We start from the raw sequence: 18,850 nt of genomic DNA on the forward strand, positions 1-18,850 counted from the left end.
GGTATGTGGGCACTCAGTGAAACTGGGTCAACGCTCACAGGGACGGTCCTGTTCGTTCTCGGGGGTCTGGGGCCGTTTGGCGCGAGCGCCGTCCTCGTTCGGACAGCAGATCGATCCCTGAAAGCGTGGCTTCGTGGCATTTTCGAGGTTCGCATCGCGCTGCGGTACTACGCGCTCGCCCTCGTGCTTCCAGTTGCCCTGTTGCTCGGTGCCACTGTGGTCCATATGGTGTTCTTCGATGGCGTCGTGACACCGGACGTGCTTCCGGTCGTCATCGAGTATCCGCTCTTCCTCGGGTTCATCATCTTGTTCGGTGGGGGTCTGGAAGAACCCGGCTGGCGAGGGTACCTCCAGCCGGCACTCCAAGATGCGTACAGCCCGCTCACATCCGGGCTCGTTGTCGGCGTCGTCTGGGCCGGGTGGCACCTTCCGCTAGTATTCATTCCAGGTACCATCCAGCACACGCTCCCACTCGGCCTCTATCTGCTCCAGCTCGTCGAACTCTCGATTCTATTGACGTGGCTCACCAACCGGGTTGATGGAAGCGTTCTGCCGGCCATACTCTTGCACGCGGGCGCCAACGCACTCCTGAACTACTACCCCGTCGGTGGTGTCGCGGGTGCGACGACCCCGCTTGGGCTCGGACTTCTCGTGGCAGCGCTCACCGTCGCCGTCGTCGCCCTTGTCATCACCACCGGGACATCGCTTGGCACTGACTGTCCAACTCGTTAACGTATTTGTCAGGAGGGAACGATGATTGCCCGTATGGCGGCGTCGAACGCGACCGGGGCAATCGGTCGGGTATCGAGACGAATCGGTCGGTACGTCAACCACGACGACGTCCTCGTCAGATTCGTCTCCCTGTGGGTCGTCGTCGCGAGCGTGTTCACGGCGGCGTGGATCCTCAGCTACCTGTATCTCCCTCAGGGACTGTTACGCGGCGGGAATCCGGGCGCAGCCACTGGATACGCAGGGAGTATCACGCGAGAATTCCTGTGGCTGTTCGGGTGGAACGTCGGTGTCTCCCTGATCGCCGTCGGTGCGAACACGCTCCGGTCGGTGAACACACCGATGGGATACGTCATTGAGGTCGTCCAGGCGCCCTGGTACGGGGCAGTCTGGGGAACCGGGTCCCTCGCAATCGGGACGGGAGAGCGCATCGTGCCGTCGTTGGCCGTACTCGTCGAACGCAGCGGCCCGATGGAGATTACGGCGCTCGTCGCGGTCGTGGTCGCGACGCGGGCCGTAATGCTGTGGCATCAGGAGTCCGGGCCCCGGTGGAAAGAGGAGTTCGTCCGCGTACGATCGCCCAGCGACTGGTCGTTGACACGCCGTGAGTGGGCGCTCCTGGTCGGCGGGTATCTGTTGCTGGCCGTCGCCTGCTACCGTGAAGCCGTCGCGATAGCACAGGTCGTCGGATGACGAGGGCGAAATCGTGTGCCTATGTGCGGAAAATGGCTGTGACGGTCTGTCGTCGAGGGATAGAGACATTCCCTCTGAGAGACGGTCAACTGCGGCCAGGGTTCGACGTTCTTACTTTTGAGTCGAGAGCCCCAATCGGAGCGCATGGCATCACTCGTGGCTCGTTTTCGCCGGTTTCCACGCGATCGTCCGATCCTCGCACTCGCAATCGCCATCCTGACCGTCGAAATCGTCGGGGCTTCCGGGGCCATCTTCACGGCGCAAGGTCTCGACACGTGGTACGACACCCTTCAGCGGCCGATGCTTGCGCCACCGAACTGGGTATTTGGTCCCGTCTGGACGGCCCTGTTCGCACTCATCGGAGTCGCGCTATGGCTCGTCTGGCGACGACTCGATTCGTCACCTCGCGAAGCCCGGGTTGCGGTCGGCGTATTCGTAGTACACTTCGTCTTCAATGTGGGATGGTCGGTAGTCTTCTTCGGTATGCAGAAGATCGGATGGGGGCTGGCCGTGATCGGACTCCTCTGGCTACTCATCGTCGCAACGATGTGGGCCTTCGACCGCGTTGATCGACGGGCAGCTCTCCTCCTCGTCCCGTATCTCTTGTGGGTCTCGTTCGCCGCCTATCTCAACTACCGTTTCTGGGTATTGAATTAGGCCGGGGCTCCTGACCGCTATCGTGTGCCACTGTCGAACGGATATTGTCACCTACGAAAACCATTACGAGCAAAAAATGCATAATTCGCAGATACCTCATCTGACCCAACCCTGCGAGGTATGCCCCCTGTAGTCATCACGACTCCCGAAATAGATCACCGGTTGAGGGTTTAAACAAGGCTGGTCAGCTCAGATCGGCTCGACGGAACCTGAGATACCCAACGAAGAGGGGACCGACAGTCCAGGCAAACAGGATGACCAAGAACACTACTGGATCGAGATAACTGGGTGCTGGACCGCCGATCCGCGCTTCCACAGCAGTTCCGCCACCGAGCAACAGCCGCTGGACGAGCGCGTTGTACGCCCCCGTCGGACTGAAACCCTGTAAGAGCAGGAACCAGGCGGGGACGACCCCACCGGGCATCTCGCCAGTGATCAGCAAGTGAACCGCATTGGGAGCCAGATCCCAGAGGAGCGTCAGCCCGAGGTATGCCGTGATCGCCAAGGTCATTGCACGGGCGCGTGTCGCCGTGACGGCCGAAATCCCGATGGCGATGCCGACGAATGAAACGCCGAGAAGGACAGTCAAGACCGTCGTCCCGATGAACGCTACCATGGGAAGTCCACCGTAGAGAATCACCGTAACCAAGCCTGAGACCACAAACCCCAGCGCGAGACCGATAGCGACCACACCGCTCCGGCCGAGAAACTTCCCGAGGAGCACTTCGCCCCGCGACGGCGGGAGTCCAAGTATCACCTTCAGACTTCCCGACTCCCGTTCGCCGGCGATCGCGAGATAGGCGGCGATCAGCGCCATGATTGGGACGAGAAGTCCCGCAAACTGCGACGCGCCGCCGATAGCCATCTCGGCACCGCCTTCGACATCCGGGATGAGGAGTGAGATACCCGCTGATAGCGACGTCATCACAGCGATGATGACGACGATGCCCCAGATCATTCGCGACCGGAGGGCGTCGCCGAATTCCTTACGAGCGATCGTCAGCCAGATCGTCGCAAGCGTCATCGCTCCACCTCCGAGGTATCGACCTCCGGGGGTGCATCACTTGTATAGGCGCTGAACAGGTCTTCCAGCGATGATTCTTCGATGGTCACGTCGAGAATTACAGCGCCATCATCGCGTATACGGTCGATCACGTCGACTTTGGCTGTGGCCTCATCGACGCTTACTCGAATCGTTCGGCCATCGACCGCGACGTCGGAAACTCCGGGTATATCTCCGAGGGTCAGCGAGTCGGGGACGGCGTCGACTGTGAGCGTTATCGTCGATCCCGTTCCGAGTGCGTCGCGAAGCCCGTCAATCGAATCGATGGCGACGAGCCGGCCACGGTTGAGTATCGCGACGCGGTCACACACAGCTTCGACCTGGCTGAGGATGTGACTGGAGAAGAAGACGGTCTTTCCTCGGTCAGCGTGGTCTCGAGCTATCTCGCGAACGAGGCGAACCCCGTTAGGATCGAGCCCCGATGACGGTTCGTCAAGGATTAGCAGATCAGGATCGCCGACGAGGGCTATCGCGAGGGCCAATCGTTGCATCATCCCCTTCGAATAGCCACCGACGACGCGGTCAGCAGCTGCAGCATCGAGGCCGACTCGTTCGAGGAGGTCGTCGACAGTGTCGTCAGATTGCTTCAACGAAATCGCATACTCGAGATGTTTGCGACCGGTGAGCCGGTCGTAGAGTCCGTATCCATCCGGAAGAATACCGACTCGTTCGTGGATTTCTCGCGTCTCATTCTGCGCGTCGTATCCGAGGACAGTTGCACTCCCAGCCGACGGGCGGACGTAGTCCATGATTACGTCGATCGTTGTAGACTTGCCAGCACCATTCGGCCCGAGAAAGCCGAATATCTCGCCCTCGTAGACGGTCAGATCGAGATCGTCAACAGCGAGGACGTCCTTCCCATAGCGTTTTGTCAGTCCTGTCGTCTGGATAGCAATCGCCCCGTTATTGGCCAATTCGAGAGAATCGGATCTGGAACGAGAAGGAGTTTCCATATTGTCCGTACGCATACACTCCTCAAAATTCCATGGCATAGTTATTCACAACGTGAGGTGGATAGAGAATACGTTCATTTAGCGGGGGCTCGAACCTCTGCATATGCTCCGCAAAGTCCTGACGCCGATAACGATCGTCGAAGTTCTGCGGCCGGAGACACTGATTGATGCTGCGGAGGAGATCGCGCTCGACAATCCAGACGAGTGTGAATTGAAGTCATGGGTAGTTCCCGGTGCGCGACTCGAAGGGCTTGTCTTCCTCGTACTGATGTGGCGAAGCAATACCTCGTATTCACAATTCAAGAAATTTCTCGGCGTTATCGGAATTCTCGCGCTGCTGTATCCACGTGTATACGTCGATTACGCAGCCGAAATCGCGTACACTGACGCCTCTACCTGTGAATGGAACTCTTGGGTATACCCCGGGACTCGCCTCATCGGGGTACTGTATGTGAGTATCGCCCTGACTGAACTCAGAAAGCGTTGACTCTGTGTTGGTAGAATGCGTGGTTCAATATGATCAGCCCCCGCCAGCTGGTTTACGAGTGAGGTATGATCTGTAGTATATGACGTCAACTGGTGAATCGGGGATATCGGTACGTCTGTTATCGCGGTATCGGGTCACCATCGCGCTCCTCTGGACAGGACTCGCGCTCGCTGCACTGGTGATTACTCCGCTAATACTGCGGACGACGACGCCGATCTTCCAGATGTTTTGGTTGATCGTCCCGTTGATCAGTCTCGTTCGGCATCGTGACACCGACCGTGTCGGATTTCGAACTCCCGACCGTGAGCAAGGAATTCGAGCGGCGATCGCTGCAGGTATCACTTATGGGACTCTACTCATCCTCGTTGAACCGTGGAGCAGCGTCTACGACCGCCTGCTTGTCCTCGCGTTAGAAGGGCCAGATCCAACGTTCGCGTGGTTAGTTCGCCTTGATAGTGTGGGTGGATGGGTGGGTCTGGCTCTGTTCAGCGGCTTCGTAACCCTGTATAGCGAAGAGCTGTTCTTTCGGGGCTGGTTGCTACAGGCGTTGAACCGTTGGACGCAACCGAGAGTGGCAGTCGTCGGTCAGGCAGTTGTATTCACTATCTTCCAATCCATCCCAGTCTTCTTCTTCGATCCGCTTCAGGCGGTGCTGTATCTCCTCGTATATGCGTTCGGGCTTGGCGTAATCGTCGGTGCAGCCGCCCAACGGACGCGAAGTATTTGGCCAGGGTTAGCCGTCGTGACTGTCGCAAACCTCGTTCTCACTGCAGTACTCGTCTGAAACCATCGTAAGGAACCACCTGAGCTGTCGTTCCCAAGGACGATCGGACACCAGTAACCCCCGGCGAACGTCGCCTGCGGCTGTATCGAACCTCGGAAGCTACACCGGGTGTCCGACCGTACTCACTGACCGCCAGTCGTCCGTTCGGTGGAAGATCATGCGCTTGGATCGCCGAACGACTCGTCGAACGTCGTCTGTCGATCGCTGGGGCCCGAACGTCGCCGGTTGCGGAATGAGTCTCGGAGCTCCAACGCGAGTGCGCCCAGTCCCAGCAGGAGCGCACCGAATACGAGGACTCCGCCCAGGACCGGGATCAAATCCAGAATCGCGAACCCGACGACACCGGCCACGAGCGCCAGCCACCGGTCGTCCCGTCCAGCCCGCCGGAGAACCCACGCACCGACGGCGTACTGGCCGTAGACGACTCCAACCCAGATTGCGAGCCCGAACGCAATTGCACCGAGGACGGCGAGTGGAATGCCGATGATCGTGATGGCTATCAGCACCAAGAGAATCGGACCTCCGACGAGCGTCAACAATCCAACGCCGCCGGTTTTCGCAGGCTCCTCAGACACACGCCCCGCGAGCCTTGCCGAGAAGGCCGGAAAGAGGGCGAGCAGAATCGCTCCGAGCAGGAGATTTGCGAGGAGGCTGTACCCCGTTGTTACCCAGTTGGGGAGCGTGAAGGTACCGACGTTGCCTCGTAGATTCGGATCCTCGACGACACCGCCCGCGACTGTCGCCGCGGGGTCTTGCGTGAAATCGGCGGCATCGTAGCGGAACTCGCCACCGATATCTGCGTTCGGTCCAAGCACGATCGTCTCAGCGCCGACACGGACATCGCCGTCAATCTGGCCATCAATGCGGACGGATCCCGCGCCGACACTGACATCGCCGCCGATCGTGGCGATCTCGGTCACTTGGACGTTTCCGCTGCCAGCGCTGAGGTCGCCACCAACCTCACCGTCGATGCGGACGTCCCCGGCCGCGCCGGAGATCGATCCCCCGACACGCCCGCTCTCGGCGACATGAATCGTCCCGGCGGCTCCCGAGACATCTCCCGTGACAGTTCCCCGAACCACGATGCTCCCCGCGAGTGCGTCGACGCTGGAGACTGTCTCGCCCTCCTCGACGACAATCGTTCCCGAGGCTCCCCGAACGGACTGCGCTGCCGCGACGCCCGTTACCGTCGAAAGGAGGAGTACCGCAACGAGAACGACAACGACGCCCCGACGCCCCACCGTCCCGAACGATAAGCGCATACCGCTCATATCGACGCAATCGCTTAAAAAATGATGCGCTGACGCTAACGTGCAAAGCTGAGATCCCAACAAAATCCGGACTGCTCGTAGCGCCTTCATCTCAGTCACTGTCGATGGGAGTGGAGTTTCAATCCTAAGGCAGTCATAGTCGCAAGCGGGCCGCTGAGAATGAGTGCGGCCAATACAGCCACGAGAACATCGATCACAGGTTCAGTGAGTGGCGGAGAGACGGTCGCTCCAATAGGAATAACCAAGACACTCACGATGGGCGCTACCACGCCATATGCGAGGAGTTTGCGCTGGTGTGCCGAAAATCGGATGCCGCTGTCATCACGCTGTGGAACCAAGAGACCAGCTGCGAGGACGACGAATCCCCCGAGAACGTAGACGCCGTAGAAGATGATCCCCAGCCCCTCAGCGAATCCGCTGTCACTCCTCGGTAGCGAGACAGAGGTTGCGAGCCCGAACACCCCCCAGATGATTACGACCATCCCGAGTACAGCGAGTCCGAGCTGGAGGTAGGCTCGGAACGACCGAGTTGACAGTCCTTTCGAACGAATAGCGGGGCTCATAGTACCGAGTTCTCACTTTGCTATAGGACGTGTCAGGAATATAATTCTCTGCTTCCGAGAATCTGCGTAGTAGTATATCTCCTCTGCTCACCTCTAGAAGGTATGGTTTCCAAAATAACCATTTTCGAACCACACTTCGATGGAGCACAGTTCGGTCCCGCTTCCCTGCCAACCGATGAACCGACTGTGGGATCGGAGGCTCCGGACGCTGACGTGGCTGTCGAGTCAAAATCCCGAGGCCGATCGCTAGGTGGTTCCGTGCTCGTCATCGGTGGCATCGTCGCGGGTCTTCTAATTGGGATGAGGGCTATTCGTCGAACCTGGACCACGGAACCCGAATCTGTCGAAATTGAAGAACGCTCCGCGAAGGCCCCTGCGATGGACAACTGAGACGGATGAATATGCGATCTATTCTCCGGAAACCGAACCGAATAGCTGATCACGCCGCGATCGAGCAGGAAAGGCGGTATGACGAACCCTCGAAATCTCGCTTCGTCACGCTCCTCCAAGGCGCAATCGTATTCGTCGTACTGTTCGTCACGATGTACACCGCGCTCCGGTGGATACTGTCGCAGGAGAACGAACAGGCAGCGTAGCACCGACGACGAGTGTTGCGTATCGAGACACCGTGACTGATATCGCGTCAATTAGGCTCCCGACGCCTCCCCTCCACTCCCCGAATCTCTCGTTACGAGGATAATATTAAATTCGAGGGAAATTTATCGGCTGATTCGAATGACGGATTCCGCCAATGGTGAAGATACGGGCCCTTCTGAGGACGGTCCCCAACTTCCCGAAGTGGTCGATTGGATAGTCGCCACAATCATTGCACTAGCTGGCGTTGCTCTCACGGTTGGCGGGAGCGCCCTCACCTTTGTCGTCGACCGGGACCTGATCGAAGCCGGCGTCGAATCCGGCCAAATCACGGTCATCATCTTCGAACGCGACCTCACAGAAGCGGAGATGCTCGAAGTCACCCTGGAGGTCGTGACGTGGACAGGATGGGGACTCTTACTGACAGGTATCGGGTTGGTCCTGTTTGCGATCGGGTACGTGATTGTGCGTCACCGCACATATCGACAGACGCCGGAGACCGAGTCTGCCGGATCGTATCGATCGTATGCAGTGCTCGGTGCTGTTGCCACCGGAATATTGTCGTTTCTCCCGTTTTCGCCTGTCATCGGGGGCGGGGCCGCGGGATATCTCGAACGCTATGGGACCGGACGCACGGTCAGTGTCGGTGCGCTCTCAGGGTTCCTGGCGATGGTCCCGGTCCTCGTGCTCCTCGTCTTCGTTACGATAGGGCTCTATGCAGGGTTAGCGACCGTTCAATATTCGGGCTTGGGAATTGTGACGGCAGCAGCCATGCTCTTCGCGTTGCTCTTCACCGCCGCGTACGGGGCCGGGCTCGGGGCTCTGGGCGGATTCGCAGGTGGTCGGGTGGCAGAACGATAGTTTCGAGAATATTGTAGTGTCCCCAAACGTGGCGGTACTTCGATATCCCGTACTGATAGTATGTGTATCGCTGTTTTGGGATTGTTGGCCTTGTTGGAATCTTCTGATGTTGACATTCGGGAGAGTTGCTCTATGTGCCACTCAGGCGAATGCGGCGGAACCTGGCATTATGAAACCGCAAGACGTGACGAGAGTTTGATCAAAGCCATGTTCAGGGAATCCTGTCCCGTGGGGTCCCGTCGCAGTCGGCAACGTGCCGTTCGACCCGGTCGTAGAGGTTGTAGCGGTCCTCGCAGACGAAGCGCTGGGGTGAGTTGCCGTCACTGTATTATCGATCGCGGAGAAAGAACTGAGTGAAATCAGATGAGCGAGCCTGACGATCCCTCCGACTCGAGTTTCCCTGGAACAGTTTCGGTCGAGGGGCCGGTTGACGCCGTCACGGTCGTCTTCGTACATGGGGCTGGTATCTCGAAACATATGTGGCGACCACAGGTTGAGGCGCTATCAGAGGATTTCCGCGTCGTGACCTTCGATCTCCCTGGCCACGGCACGCAGAACGACACCGGTTTTGACTTCGATTCGGCCGTCGAATGGGTGGCAGATATCGTAGCGGACGTCCGACCCTCCTCAGTCGTTCTCGTCGGTCACTCGCTCGGTGGGTACGTCGCGCTCGAATGTGCGGCCCGCATTCCCCACCAGGTCAGCGAGCTCGTTCTCTCGGGGAGTAGCGCGGAGTATCGAGGCTGGCTTGGATTTCGCACTCGGGTGATCGCAGCGCTGTATCGACTCGGTGGTCGGATCCCGTTCGTCGACCGGCGATTCCATGCCCGGACCGCAGACCAAATTCGACGACTCCCCATCGCAGACACGACTGCACAGGCAATCATCGACGGCGGGTTCTATCTCCATTCGTGGGGTGAGGCCGGACGAGCGCTGGTCGGTCGTGACTTTCAGAGCAGACTCCAGCAGTATGACGGACCTGTTCTGCTCGTGAACGGTGAAGAAGATACGCTTAATGTCCCGAACGCGGAACAGTTCTCGTCTGAGCTGTCGAATGTAGAATCCGCGGTGATCGCTGACGTCGGCCACCTGTGTAATCTGCAGGCCCCCTCGACTTACACAGATCATATTCGTGATTTCAGTAGGGGACATTGAACGCCCCGCTCGGAGTGGGGTGATACAGGCGTAGGAACACGAGAGCGACTGCAAGCAGGAGCGATAGCTGGAATCTGATCGGCTACTTATTGACGATCCCGCGTACCGGAAGGAACTGGGCCCCGTCATGTCTGTCGAAGTTTTGTCCGAGCCAGGACCCCGGGGAGATCGATGTGGGAGATGTGAGCGTCACCCGATCAGGCCGTGCGCGATGCCCGGGGCCAAGAGCCGGCCGCGTCGCTTCCGAAGCCAGCCATACACGAGGCCGCCGGCGAACGCGGTCAGGAACAGGTACCACGCAGTAAGCGGGTAGTACCCCACGTGTGCGAGGGAAAACACACCGGCTTGGACGACAACCGCTGGCCACTTCCCGAAACGGTGGCCGATGGCCGTCTGAAGGAATCCCCGGAAGAGCGTCTCTTCCTGGAAGGCAGCGACCGCGAAGCCGAAAGCGTACAGGAGCAGTGTCCCGACCAGGGATGGTGCTTCTGCAACCGGAGCGTCTTGAGGCGGTCCGAACGTCGACTGGAGGCCAAGCGTGAGCCCGAGCATCACGAGGAGAGCGAGAATGAACCCGACGATACCCCAGAGGATATCTCTTCGGACGTGATCGCGGTCGATCCACCACGCGACGATATCCACACCAACCCATCGCGTGAATCCCAGATACACGAGTCCGACTGACCCGACGAGGACCGAGACGAGGATTAATGCCCCGAATTGAATCGGTTCGTCGAGGGTCGGTTGTGACCAGAACGGTCCCCACAGAATCGCGCGCATACCAATAAACGCGACGAGCAAGACGAGTCCACGACGGAGTTGCTGTCCACTGAACGAGTCGTCAATAGATTCGGTCGATGGGCCCGGTTCGTTGTCTTGTTGTTCCGTAGACATGGGTTATTGTCTCATCGCGGTCGGTGTGCCTGCATCGTACTTCCGTTCGGACATCAGGTTGTGGGAACAGAGCATATTTCATCCCCATGGCGACAGCGGTTCCCCGGTCGTGATCTCGTTCGCAGCGACGAATCGGTCGTGGGCGACACAAACGAGAGTCAGGAGAAACGCGGCAGCGATGCCGACCACGCCGACCGGGCCGATGAGGAGGTTCCCTGCGCCAGTGAGATACACGAGCGACAGCGCGCCCAATCCGTTGAATGCGCCATGGAAGAACGTTGCGGCCAGTACGGATTCGGCCCGGACGGTCAGGTACGTGTACACCGGCGCCATCGCGACCATCGCACCAGTCATCATGACGACGCCTGCGACGGGTGCCTCAGGGAAGTTGTGTCCCTGGAGGATGATCGGTGCGTGCCAGATCCCCCAGATCACACCCGTTATTCCAGAAACCTTCCAGAATCCAAGCGGTGACAACTCATTTAGGAGGAGGCCACGCCAGCCGAGTTCCTCGCCTAGGGCGGCGAGCGCGTTAATCGTGAGTCCCGCGATCAGTCCCTGAAGGACGAGCAACAGGACCGGTGGGAGCGGCGTTGCTGTCAGCTGGGCGACGGCGGCGTCAGCCTGTTGCTGTGTGAGGCCCAGATCGAGGAGGTATGCACTATAATCGGTCGTGACCGTCACGTCCGGTAGGAGTACCCCGATCCCGATCATCGCAGCGATGAGCGCGACCGGTGTCAACCACGCAATTCCAACCCACCGAAGTCGTCCGAGTCGTAGTCCACATCCCGTCCGGATCGACTCGCTGGACCGCCACTGAACCACGACCGCGGCGATTGCGGGCGCCCACATGAACGTGAGCGTCACCAGCGCGATTCCGCCGAGCGTTCCGAGGTCAACCTCTGTGAGATAGATCACAGCCGCACTCGTCCAAGAGATGCCGAACGCGAGCGCGAGAAACGCGCCTACCTTTTGTCTGTCCACCTGCAGCGAACGTGTATCCGAAACTCGAGCAGACGGCGCTGATCCGGGGCTCTCTTCCGGATTCATCGCTGGATCGTGTGACTCTGAGCCCATAGTCAGTATTGGCTGAGAGGGATTAAATAGACGATTCTTGTATCCCAAAAAGAAAGAATACGGTCAGTGTGAATCGACACCGGCCGAGCCAGGCTCTCAGTCGCATCGCTCGAGAATGTGGGTGAATCATCATCACTTCTGACTGAGAACCTCACAACGGAGACTGGTATGAATGAGGGCTGAGAATCAGGAGCGCCAGGGGCCAGTTCCTGGCAGACTTCACGACAACTGGTGGGTGTTCATCTCGTTCACGCTACTCACGTACCTCTTCTCGTGGGGGATCTGGACCGTGATGGCTGCGGGAGTGTTTCCGCAATCCTTGGACGCGATACTGGGTAGACTCGGCGGGTTCGGCCCGCTCGTCGGTGCGCTTGGCGTGCTCTGGCTTTCGGGCTGGAGCGTTCGCGAGTGGTTCACGTCGAACGTGACGGTTCGTCTCCCCTTGCGCTGGTACGGATACGCGCTCCTCCTGCCGCCGCTACTGGTCGGCGCTGGTGGACTCGTTCACGCCACGCTGTTCGGGGAGACGATGGGGCTGGGCTCGCTTCCCCCATTCTGGGTCTACCCGATCAATCTCCTCATCGTCTTTTTCATCGGTGGCGGGCAAGAGGAGTTGGGCTGGCGCGGATTCGCGCTCCCCGCGGCACAAGGTCAGCTGTCCGCGTTCTCGTCGAGTCTACTCGTGGGAGTGGTCTGGGCAGGCTGGCATCTGCCCCTGTTCGTGTTACCAAACACACCCCAGGGTGACCTCCCGTTTCTCCCGTATCTGCTCGCTGTAGTCGGGCTATCAGTCGTGCTCACGTGGCTGTACAACGGCAGCGGCGGGGGTGTTCTCGTCGCGATGCTGTTTCACGGCGGGATCAACCCCCTCGGGGCGTACTTCCCGACCGGAGGTGTCGACGCGATAACGACCATCTCCGGCTACAGCTCCTACGCTCTGGTCGTGGTCGCGTTCGCTGCAGTTCTCGCGATCGCGACCGGAGGCACCAACCTCGCCGGGCGGTCGCGAGCCCTCCTCGGTGACATCGTCGCTCGGTGAGCAACGAGAAGCGATCGTGGAGCCCGCTCACCGGCACCTCCCTCCCCGATACAAGGAAGGCGAGTGAACAGTGATACACGGATCGCTCGTCCGGTTACTGCAGGATGGTACTGATTACGGTCGCGAGATTGTTCGAGAGATAGTGCCCGAGTATCGGTGCGGCGAGCGTCCGTGACTTCATGTAAAGCAATCCGAGGAGGAATCCCGTCGCGGTCTGTGCAGTCAGTCGGAAAGTGGCCACGAGTGGATCACTCCCGCTTGCCACCCAGAATGGTCCGAAGAAGTCGTTCGGGATGTGACCGATCCCAAAAAGGATGCCCGAGAACACCCACGCGCGTTCCTGACTGACGAGGCGTTCGAGCTTCGACTGAATCACACCCCTGTAGAGGAATTCCTCCGTGAAGACCGGCGAGTACAGAGCCAAAAGCAGCGGCACGACCGATTTGGGGGACGGCAAGCCAAATGCGATGGGTGCCAGTCCAAGCAGGATTCCCATCCCGACGAGGAGAAGCGTCGGTCGCCAAGCGACCGGTGGTCGAATCCCCAAATCGCGGAGTGATCGGTCCCGAAGGCCGACTTCGAGACTGATCGGGATGACCACCATCGTCGCCGTACTCAAGAAGAAATAGAGCGGGAAGCGACGGCCCAGAAATCGGACCGTTGGGTTGAATGCGATCACATCCCGGGCAACGAGTATGCCATAGGTGACGGTCCCGAGGGCCAAAACGTAGAGAACGACGATTTCGAGACCTTCGCGTCGTCTGTCCGTCGCTGGAGACAGTCGAGAAGGGTACGCACCACCCCATCGGCGTCCGATGTCTACGAGTGCCAACGTTAGCAGTGTGGCCCCGATGAACTGAACGTAGCTTTCCATAGGCGCCGGTCACCACTAGTATCGACATACAGGGATTGGCAAAATAATGAGGGTCCCACAGAGATATTTTCACACCCCGGCGTTGTCATGCGGTCAGTATTCCTGTAAACGGCTTCGTTAACTGCGAGATAAATGACCTAATCGTCTGTCGACCGATCCCGACCCACGTATCGCTAGCACAAATCCGCTTCAGGAAAGCGGTGTACCTATGATCTCGCGACGGTCCGCTCGGAGGACTCCGACGAGCCCGCCACCGATGGCGCCACATGCAACCGGGTACACGATCCCCGCGACGACAGCCGCACGAAGGAGATCCGGCTGGATCCCCACGAACGAAACCAAAATCGCACCGATAATCGCGAACAACAGATACCCGATAGCGATCGTCAGCCCTGCTTGGACCCCCGCTTTCGGATCATCCACTCTTGCGAGATATGCAACAATCCCACCCGCGGCGAGGAGGAACAGCGGCGGGACGAGATACAGAAACTGGACTCCAGAGAGTCCAACGAAATCGACGTGTCCACTCACATCCGGGAGACGAGTCCCGACGAGATGGGCGTCATAGAATACCCATCCCACGGCCTTCCACGCCGGAGCGGACGCTGCACCGGCGTCGGTGAGGCGGACGTTGCCTTGGACTGCTCGGTTCACTGCCGAGGCAGCCGTCGCGTACGTGACAAGATATCCGACGACGTACACAGTTATCCCGACGATTGCACCGTACACGACCGTCGCGGTACCACCTGATTCGGTGTGTGGTGATTGGCTCATACCTTCCTCTATTGTTATGAAACAGCCCAATACAAGATATACTATCGGAGTAATTCCCGATCGACAGGAAATGCTGCGATAGCTATCATCATCCACACCGCGTTTCAAGTATGGGACAACACGATTGCCTCTCTATGGCTGTTCGGGTTCTCAACTGTTGAATTCGTTCGGGGATCGTCTTAGGTCTATCTCGATTCCCGGGAACATCCGACTCGAGTTATTATTTTGCTCGGCCAATACTCCTCTGTGAATCGAACATGAATCAAATCGAATCAACCAACGACGTAGTGTTCCCTCTCCGAGGACTGACGTTCGGGAGCCGAAAGCTCGCAGGAGTGCTCTTCTTCGCCCTCGCTGCCCAGTTCATGACTGTCATCATGCTCGCCGCGGCGATGGCGCCCGACTACGACTTCGGTGCGGCCGCCATCAGCGACCTCGGCGTTCTTCCCGAAACGGCACTGCTGTTCGGGTCAATCGTCCGCACATGACTCTACAATTCCTCGGGGAGCGTACTGGTCCCGATGCTGTATCACGGGGGCATCAACCCGATTGCCGCGTACTTCCCGACCGGCGGGGTCAAGGCGGTCGGCACTGTCACGGGATACGGATCCTATACCTTGGTTCTCGTCGTCGCCGGCAGTGTTCTCCTCGCTGTCTACGGATCCCGACAGCTGTCCAATCGGCCGCGCGTGACGCTTGCGGCGCTCTTGTCCTCACGATCTCGACCGGTAGCCCACGCCGAGAAGGGCCGCCGTAGCTGGCTGTCCTCAGTAACGGACGTGCGGTCCCCTATTGGTGTCTCGCATCCGATACAGGACCGTTTCCCAGGGGGTGAGAACAGTCGCTATTACTGTAGCCTCAGCAACCAATGGGAGAACATGAAGTCCAGGGTTCCTGCCGCGTACGTCACCGCCGTGCTTCTCGTGGTAACCGTGGGCGGTATTGCTGGTTGGCTCGTTCCGTTTGTTCAGACGCCGAACGCTGGGGGCAGCGGCTACACTGTCGAACACGTCTACGTCCGGGCCGACGACCGCATCACCACGGCCACGCTGTACCTCCCCGACGGGGACGAACAGGTGCCAGGAATCGTGTTCGGGGCCGGATCAGGGACCGCTCCCGCCCTCTACACGAACTACGGGGCGGCGCTCGCCACGAACGGCTTCGCGGTCCTCGTGGCCGGCCAGACGCGGGAACTGGAGACTGGAAACCCCATCTACTGGGAGATCAGACGCGATACGTCGAACATCTTCGAGCTGGCAGCCGGCAACTACGCGAACTGGGCAACCTATCTGGCATCACATCCACGAGTCGACGAGGACCGTCTCGTGCTCGCCGGGCACTCGGGTGGGGCCAACAGCGCGTATCGGGTGGCCTACGAACGAGACACTGAGGGGGTCGTCGCCATCGCAGGTCGGTTCCCGCCCGAGACGGACGAGCCCTTCCCCACGAATCTCCTCCTGGCGACCGGGAGTGAGGACTCACTCGTGCCACCGAGCAAGCTGACGAACGTCTCCGCACAACTGACCGGCACCGCGCTGCAGCCCGGCCACCAGGTCGGGTCGTTCGAGAACGGAACGGCCACCCGCGTCACGGTCGCCGAGGGTGCGACGCACCTATCGGAAGCCGACGACCCCGTGCTGGTTCGGGAGTCGGCCGAGTGGGCGCTCCGGTCGGTTGGTGAGTCTCCGCCCGAGACGCTCGACATCACCGTCCGGTCGATCGGGTCGGTGCTGTATCAGTTCCTGTTCGGCCTCGTGGGCATCCTCGCAGGGACGGCACTTACGAAGCGGGCACTCGCGAGCCGACTCGACGACCGACAGCGACGGGACGGTATCGTCGCGCTCGTGTGGCTGGTCGGCTTCACTGTGATCCTGCACACGACGGTTTCCCAGCGCGTCTATCACTTCGGCCCGATGCCCGCGCAGGCGACCAAGTACGTCCTGCTGGGCGGCCTGTTGCTCGGCATAGGCTTCCTCCTCGACCGAGTCGCGTCGTCGAGGTCGTGGGCCGACTCGCGGGTTGGCTCGGCACTGTTCGACCTCGGGTTTCTCGTCGGTCCCGTCGGGGCGTTCGTCCTGCTGTCGACCCAGTTCGTCACCTTCCAGCTCGTGACGACGGTCGTCCTGTCGTCGGTCGCCCTGCTCGTGCTGGCCGCGGTCCTCTCGGAACTCGCCGTCCTGAAACTCGAACGTCGGTTCCGGTGGACTGTGGTCGGGATCGTGGTCCTCTGGCTCGTGCCGGCGATCGTCCCACCATATCTCTGACTCCGCCGGGGCTCCTGTGACGGCCGGTCCCGGGATGGGCGCGGTTGGCCCCCGCAGCCGGTATTCCCACCGGCTGATACTGCCAGTCACGATTATACTCTCCGCGGACAAATCTCTGGTATGCCAGCAGCATCTCTCACTAGATCGGTCTGGGACGTCACAGCCGACGATTTCCCGACGGACGGGACACGAGAGGAGCAGGCCAGATTCCTGCTCCGGTACGCCATCCTGGCCCCGTCGAGTCACAACTCCCAGCCCTGGACGTTCGAGGTGGGTGGCAACGAGATTCGAATCGCCGCCGACGAGTCTCGCTGGCTCGACGCCGCCGACCCGGACAGGCGAGAACTGTACATCAGTGTCGGCTGTGCCGTCGAGAACTGCTGTGTCGCGGCCGAACACTTCGGTTTCGATCCGGAACTCGAGTATCACGACCCCGGATCGGCCGACAACGTCGTGACGGTGACGCTCGAGAAGGGCGAACCCGCGAACCCAAGCCCGCCCGAGCTGGTCGACGCGCTCACGACAAGAGCGACGAGCCACGAGGTGTTCGAGGACCGAGCGCTCGGACCGGAGACGCGCGAGCGACTGCGGGATGTTGTCCACGAGACTGATGTCACGCTCCATTTCGTCGACGACCCGGAGGCGAAAGGCACGATCAGCGAGTTGCAGGCGGAGGCGGACCGGCTCCAGATGGACGACCCCGAGTACCGAACGGAACTGGGCCACTGGATCGGCAACGGCGCGCTCGGCAGTTCCTGGCTCGCGGCTCGCATCGGACAGGCCGTCGTCACACACCTCGACATCGGCGATCGAGAAGCGAAGAAGAACTCAAAATTGATTCAGAGCGCACCAGTCGTCGCCGTGCTGACGACCGGGGTGGACGACCCGACCGCACGGGTCAGGACCGGACAGGCCTTCGAGCGGATTGCGCTCCTGGCCAGCACTGAGGGCGTCGCCGTCCATCCCATAAGCCAGACGCTCGAGCGTCCCGAGATGCGGGAACGGCTCGAGCACCTCCTGCCGGATGACGCGGGCCGTCCACAGCACCTCTTCCGACTGGGGTACACCGACGGGGAAGCCGAGCACACCCCGCGCTGGCCACTCGAGACATTCCTCGCCCAGGCTTGAGACGGTGAAAACAGAAGAGGGCGAACGCGAACACTGGGGACTCACTCCGGACTGTCCGTCCGGGATGGCGTCTCGCTGGCCTCACCAGCGCGGTCGCTTCCCGGCACGGGTGGCGTGAGGTCCAGTCCCCCGTTCGGGAGCGGATTCGGGGACAGCCGGTCGGTATCGTACCGCCAGACGATGAGCACCACGGCAGTCCAGACGACAGCGAGCAGCGCGACCTGCGACGCCACCTCGTCACCGATGACGCCGCCGGCGGTCGTCACGGACACGGCGTTCGAGAGCGTGTGGAAGACGATGGCGACGAGCGTCCGGCCACCGGCGGCGTTGTAGAGCCACGTCGTGATGACACTGATTCCCACGACGACCGCAGCATACAGTGCGAACGGCGTCCCCGCCTGTGAACTCCCGGGCATCAGGAACAGGGGGACGTGCCAGAGCGCCCAGACGACGCCGATGACGAGACTCGCCTGGAGCGCACCGATGCGTCGCTGGAGCACCGGAAGAGCGAGTCCGCGCCACCCCGGTTCCTCCAGTCCACCCCGGATGAGCGTCGCGAACGCGATCGCTGGGATCGCCGCGGCCGGCAGGACGCCGGCACGGTCGAACCCGCCACCGAAGACGACAAACACCACGAGCGCGCCGACGTAGAGGACGATCGGAACCAGAACTGCGGCGACCCAGACGGAGAGTGGCGCTCCCACGTCGACGAGATTCCCGAGCCACGAGCGGATGTCGCCACCGGCAGCAGCGACGACGATGGCTGCGAGGAAGGGGCCGAATCCCCCGAGCAGTATGAGTGGCGTCACGAACGACGACCGGCCAGTCTGGAGGTCAACGGCGACGATCCCCCACGGAACCCACGTCAGGACGAACGTGAGCAGAACGAACGTTGAGAAGCGACGACGGCGGACGAAAGAGCGGAGGGGGTCCATAGTCAGTTCACAGCTAACAGTTCGAACCGCCATCAGATAATGCCAGACCACCACT

The 18,850-nt window shown here is 60.4% G+C and carries 20 protein-coding genes; 11 read left to right on the top strand and 9 right to left on the bottom strand.

Annotated features, from left to right (window positions below; translation table 11 throughout):
- The first annotated feature begins 3 nt into the window (after window positions 1-3).
- The 3 genes from DV707_RS17480 (at window position 4) to DV707_RS17490 (ending at window position 2,079) form a co-directional block, all read left to right on the top strand.
- Window positions 4-732 (top strand): CPBP family intramembrane glutamic endopeptidase, encoded by a 729-nt coding sequence (locus DV707_RS17480; RefSeq protein WP_240728577.1) that lies wholly within the window; start codon window positions 4-6, stop codon window positions 730-732.
- Between the two features lie 33 nt (window positions 733-765).
- Window positions 766-1,422, top strand: a complete 657-nt coding sequence (locus tag DV707_RS17485; RefSeq protein ID WP_103992953.1) for a hypothetical protein — start codon at window positions 766-768, stop codon at window positions 1,420-1,422.
- Between the two features lie 144 nt (window positions 1,423-1,566).
- A complete protein-coding gene (locus DV707_RS17490) occupies window positions 1,567-2,079 on the top strand; it encodes a TspO/MBR family protein (RefSeq protein ID WP_103992954.1) in 513 nt (170 codons plus the stop codon).
- Window positions 2,080-2,263: 184 nt separating this feature from the next.
- Here DV707_RS17490 and DV707_RS17495 read toward each other — a convergent pair whose 3' ends face one another.
- Both DV707_RS17495 and DV707_RS17500 read right to left on the bottom strand, forming a co-directional pair.
- The gene (locus DV707_RS17495; protein WP_103992955.1) at window positions 2,264-3,103 is read right to left on the bottom strand and encodes an ABC transporter permease subunit; all 840 of its coding nucleotides are present in this window, start codon (window positions 3,101-3,103) and stop codon (window positions 2,264-2,266) included.
- Complete coding sequence (locus DV707_RS17500) at window positions 3,100-4,095, bottom strand: ABC transporter ATP-binding protein (protein WP_103993013.1); 996 nt, start codon at window positions 4,093-4,095, stop codon at window positions 3,100-3,102. The genes DV707_RS17495 and DV707_RS17500 overlap by 4 nt, the downstream gene beginning before the upstream one ends.
- A gap of 103 nt (window positions 4,096-4,198) precedes the next feature.
- On the opposite strand from DV707_RS17500, the gene DV707_RS17505 reads away from it, so the two are divergent.
- Together DV707_RS17505 and DV707_RS17510 are read left to right on the top strand one after the other, a co-directional pair.
- The gene (locus DV707_RS17505) at window positions 4,199-4,582 is read left to right on the top strand and encodes a hypothetical protein (protein ID WP_103992956.1); all 384 of its coding nucleotides are present in this window, start codon (window positions 4,199-4,201) and stop codon (window positions 4,580-4,582) included.
- Between the two features lie 79 nt (window positions 4,583-4,661).
- On the top strand, window positions 4,662-5,366 hold the full coding sequence (locus DV707_RS17510) for a CPBP family intramembrane glutamic endopeptidase (RefSeq protein ID WP_103992957.1): 705 nt from the start codon (window positions 4,662-4,664) through the stop codon (window positions 5,364-5,366).
- A 155-nt stretch (window positions 5,367-5,521) separates the two neighbouring features.
- Here the strand turns inward: DV707_RS17510 and DV707_RS17515 are convergent, their stop codons facing one another.
- Both DV707_RS17515 and DV707_RS17520 read right to left on the bottom strand, forming a co-directional pair.
- The gene (locus tag DV707_RS17515) at window positions 5,522-6,628 is read right to left on the bottom strand and encodes a bactofilin family protein (RefSeq protein WP_103993014.1); all 1,107 of its coding nucleotides are present in this window, start codon (window positions 6,626-6,628) and stop codon (window positions 5,522-5,524) included.
- A gap of 104 nt (window positions 6,629-6,732) precedes the next feature.
- On the bottom strand, window positions 6,733-7,119 hold the full coding sequence (locus tag DV707_RS17520; protein WP_103992958.1) for a hypothetical protein: 387 nt from the start codon (window positions 7,117-7,119) through the stop codon (window positions 6,733-6,735).
- 816 nt (window positions 7,120-7,935) lie between these two features.
- Here DV707_RS17520 and DV707_RS17530 point away from each other — a divergent pair.
- Window positions 7,936-8,655: a DUF5518 domain-containing protein gene (locus tag DV707_RS17530; RefSeq protein WP_103992960.1), complete on the top strand. Its 720-nt coding sequence runs from the start codon at window positions 7,936-7,938 to the stop codon at window positions 8,653-8,655.
- Window positions 8,656-9,018: 363 nt separating this feature from the next.
- Window positions 9,019-9,810, top strand: a complete 792-nt coding sequence (locus DV707_RS17535; RefSeq protein ID WP_103992961.1) for an alpha/beta fold hydrolase — start codon at window positions 9,019-9,021, stop codon at window positions 9,808-9,810.
- A gap of 189 nt (window positions 9,811-9,999) precedes the next feature.
- Here DV707_RS17535 and DV707_RS17540 read toward each other — a convergent pair whose 3' ends face one another.
- The gene (locus DV707_RS17540) at window positions 10,000-10,590 is read right to left on the bottom strand and encodes a CPBP family intramembrane glutamic endopeptidase (RefSeq protein ID WP_160113970.1); all 591 of its coding nucleotides are present in this window, start codon (window positions 10,588-10,590) and stop codon (window positions 10,000-10,002) included.
- 192 nt (window positions 10,591-10,782) lie between these two features.
- A complete protein-coding gene (locus DV707_RS17545) occupies window positions 10,783-11,754 on the bottom strand; it encodes a CPBP family intramembrane glutamic endopeptidase (protein WP_160113971.1) in 972 nt (323 codons plus the stop codon).
- A gap of 199 nt (window positions 11,755-11,953) precedes the next feature.
- On the opposite strand from DV707_RS17545, the gene DV707_RS17550 reads away from it, so the two are divergent.
- Window positions 11,954-12,820 carry a CPBP family intramembrane glutamic endopeptidase gene (locus DV707_RS17550; RefSeq protein ID WP_103992964.1) on the top strand — a complete coding sequence of 289 codons (867 nt, stop codon included), beginning with the start codon at window positions 11,954-11,956 and terminating at the stop codon, window positions 12,818-12,820.
- 94 nt (window positions 12,821-12,914) lie between these two features.
- Here DV707_RS17550 and DV707_RS17555 read toward each other — a convergent pair whose 3' ends face one another.
- The gene (locus tag DV707_RS17555) at window positions 12,915-13,694 is read right to left on the bottom strand and encodes a CPBP family intramembrane glutamic endopeptidase (protein WP_103992965.1); all 780 of its coding nucleotides are present in this window, start codon (window positions 13,692-13,694) and stop codon (window positions 12,915-12,917) included.
- Between the two features lie 189 nt (window positions 13,695-13,883).
- Window positions 13,884-14,468, bottom strand: a complete 585-nt coding sequence (locus tag DV707_RS17560) for a hypothetical protein (protein WP_136361938.1) — start codon at window positions 14,466-14,468, stop codon at window positions 13,884-13,886.
- Window positions 14,469-14,755: 287 nt separating this feature from the next.
- Between DV707_RS17560 and DV707_RS17565 the strand changes: the two genes are divergently transcribed.
- From DV707_RS17565 to DV707_RS17575, 3 genes are all read left to right on the top strand, one after another.
- Window positions 14,756-14,956, top strand: a complete 201-nt coding sequence (locus DV707_RS17565; protein ID WP_235010848.1) for a DUF998 domain-containing protein — start codon at window positions 14,756-14,758, stop codon at window positions 14,954-14,956.
- A 390-nt stretch (window positions 14,957-15,346) separates the two neighbouring features.
- Complete coding sequence (locus DV707_RS17570) at window positions 15,347-16,732, top strand: alpha/beta hydrolase family protein (RefSeq protein ID WP_136361939.1); 1,386 nt, start codon at window positions 15,347-15,349, stop codon at window positions 16,730-16,732.
- Between the two features lie 120 nt (window positions 16,733-16,852).
- Window positions 16,853-17,860: an Acg family FMN-binding oxidoreductase gene (locus DV707_RS17575; protein WP_103992968.1), complete on the top strand. Its 1,008-nt coding sequence runs from the start codon at window positions 16,853-16,855 to the stop codon at window positions 17,858-17,860.
- Between the two features lie 41 nt (window positions 17,861-17,901).
- On the opposite strand, the gene DV707_RS17580 is transcribed toward DV707_RS17575, so the two are convergent.
- Window positions 17,902-18,795: a type II CAAX endopeptidase family protein gene (locus DV707_RS17580; RefSeq protein WP_103992969.1), complete on the bottom strand. Its 894-nt coding sequence runs from the start codon at window positions 18,793-18,795 to the stop codon at window positions 17,902-17,904.
- Window positions 18,796-18,850: the final 55 nt, after the last annotated feature.

The organism is Halobellus limi, assembly GCF_004799685.1.
Lineage (GTDB): Archaea > Halobacteriota > Halobacteria > Halobacteriales > Haloferacaceae > Haloquadratum > Haloquadratum limi.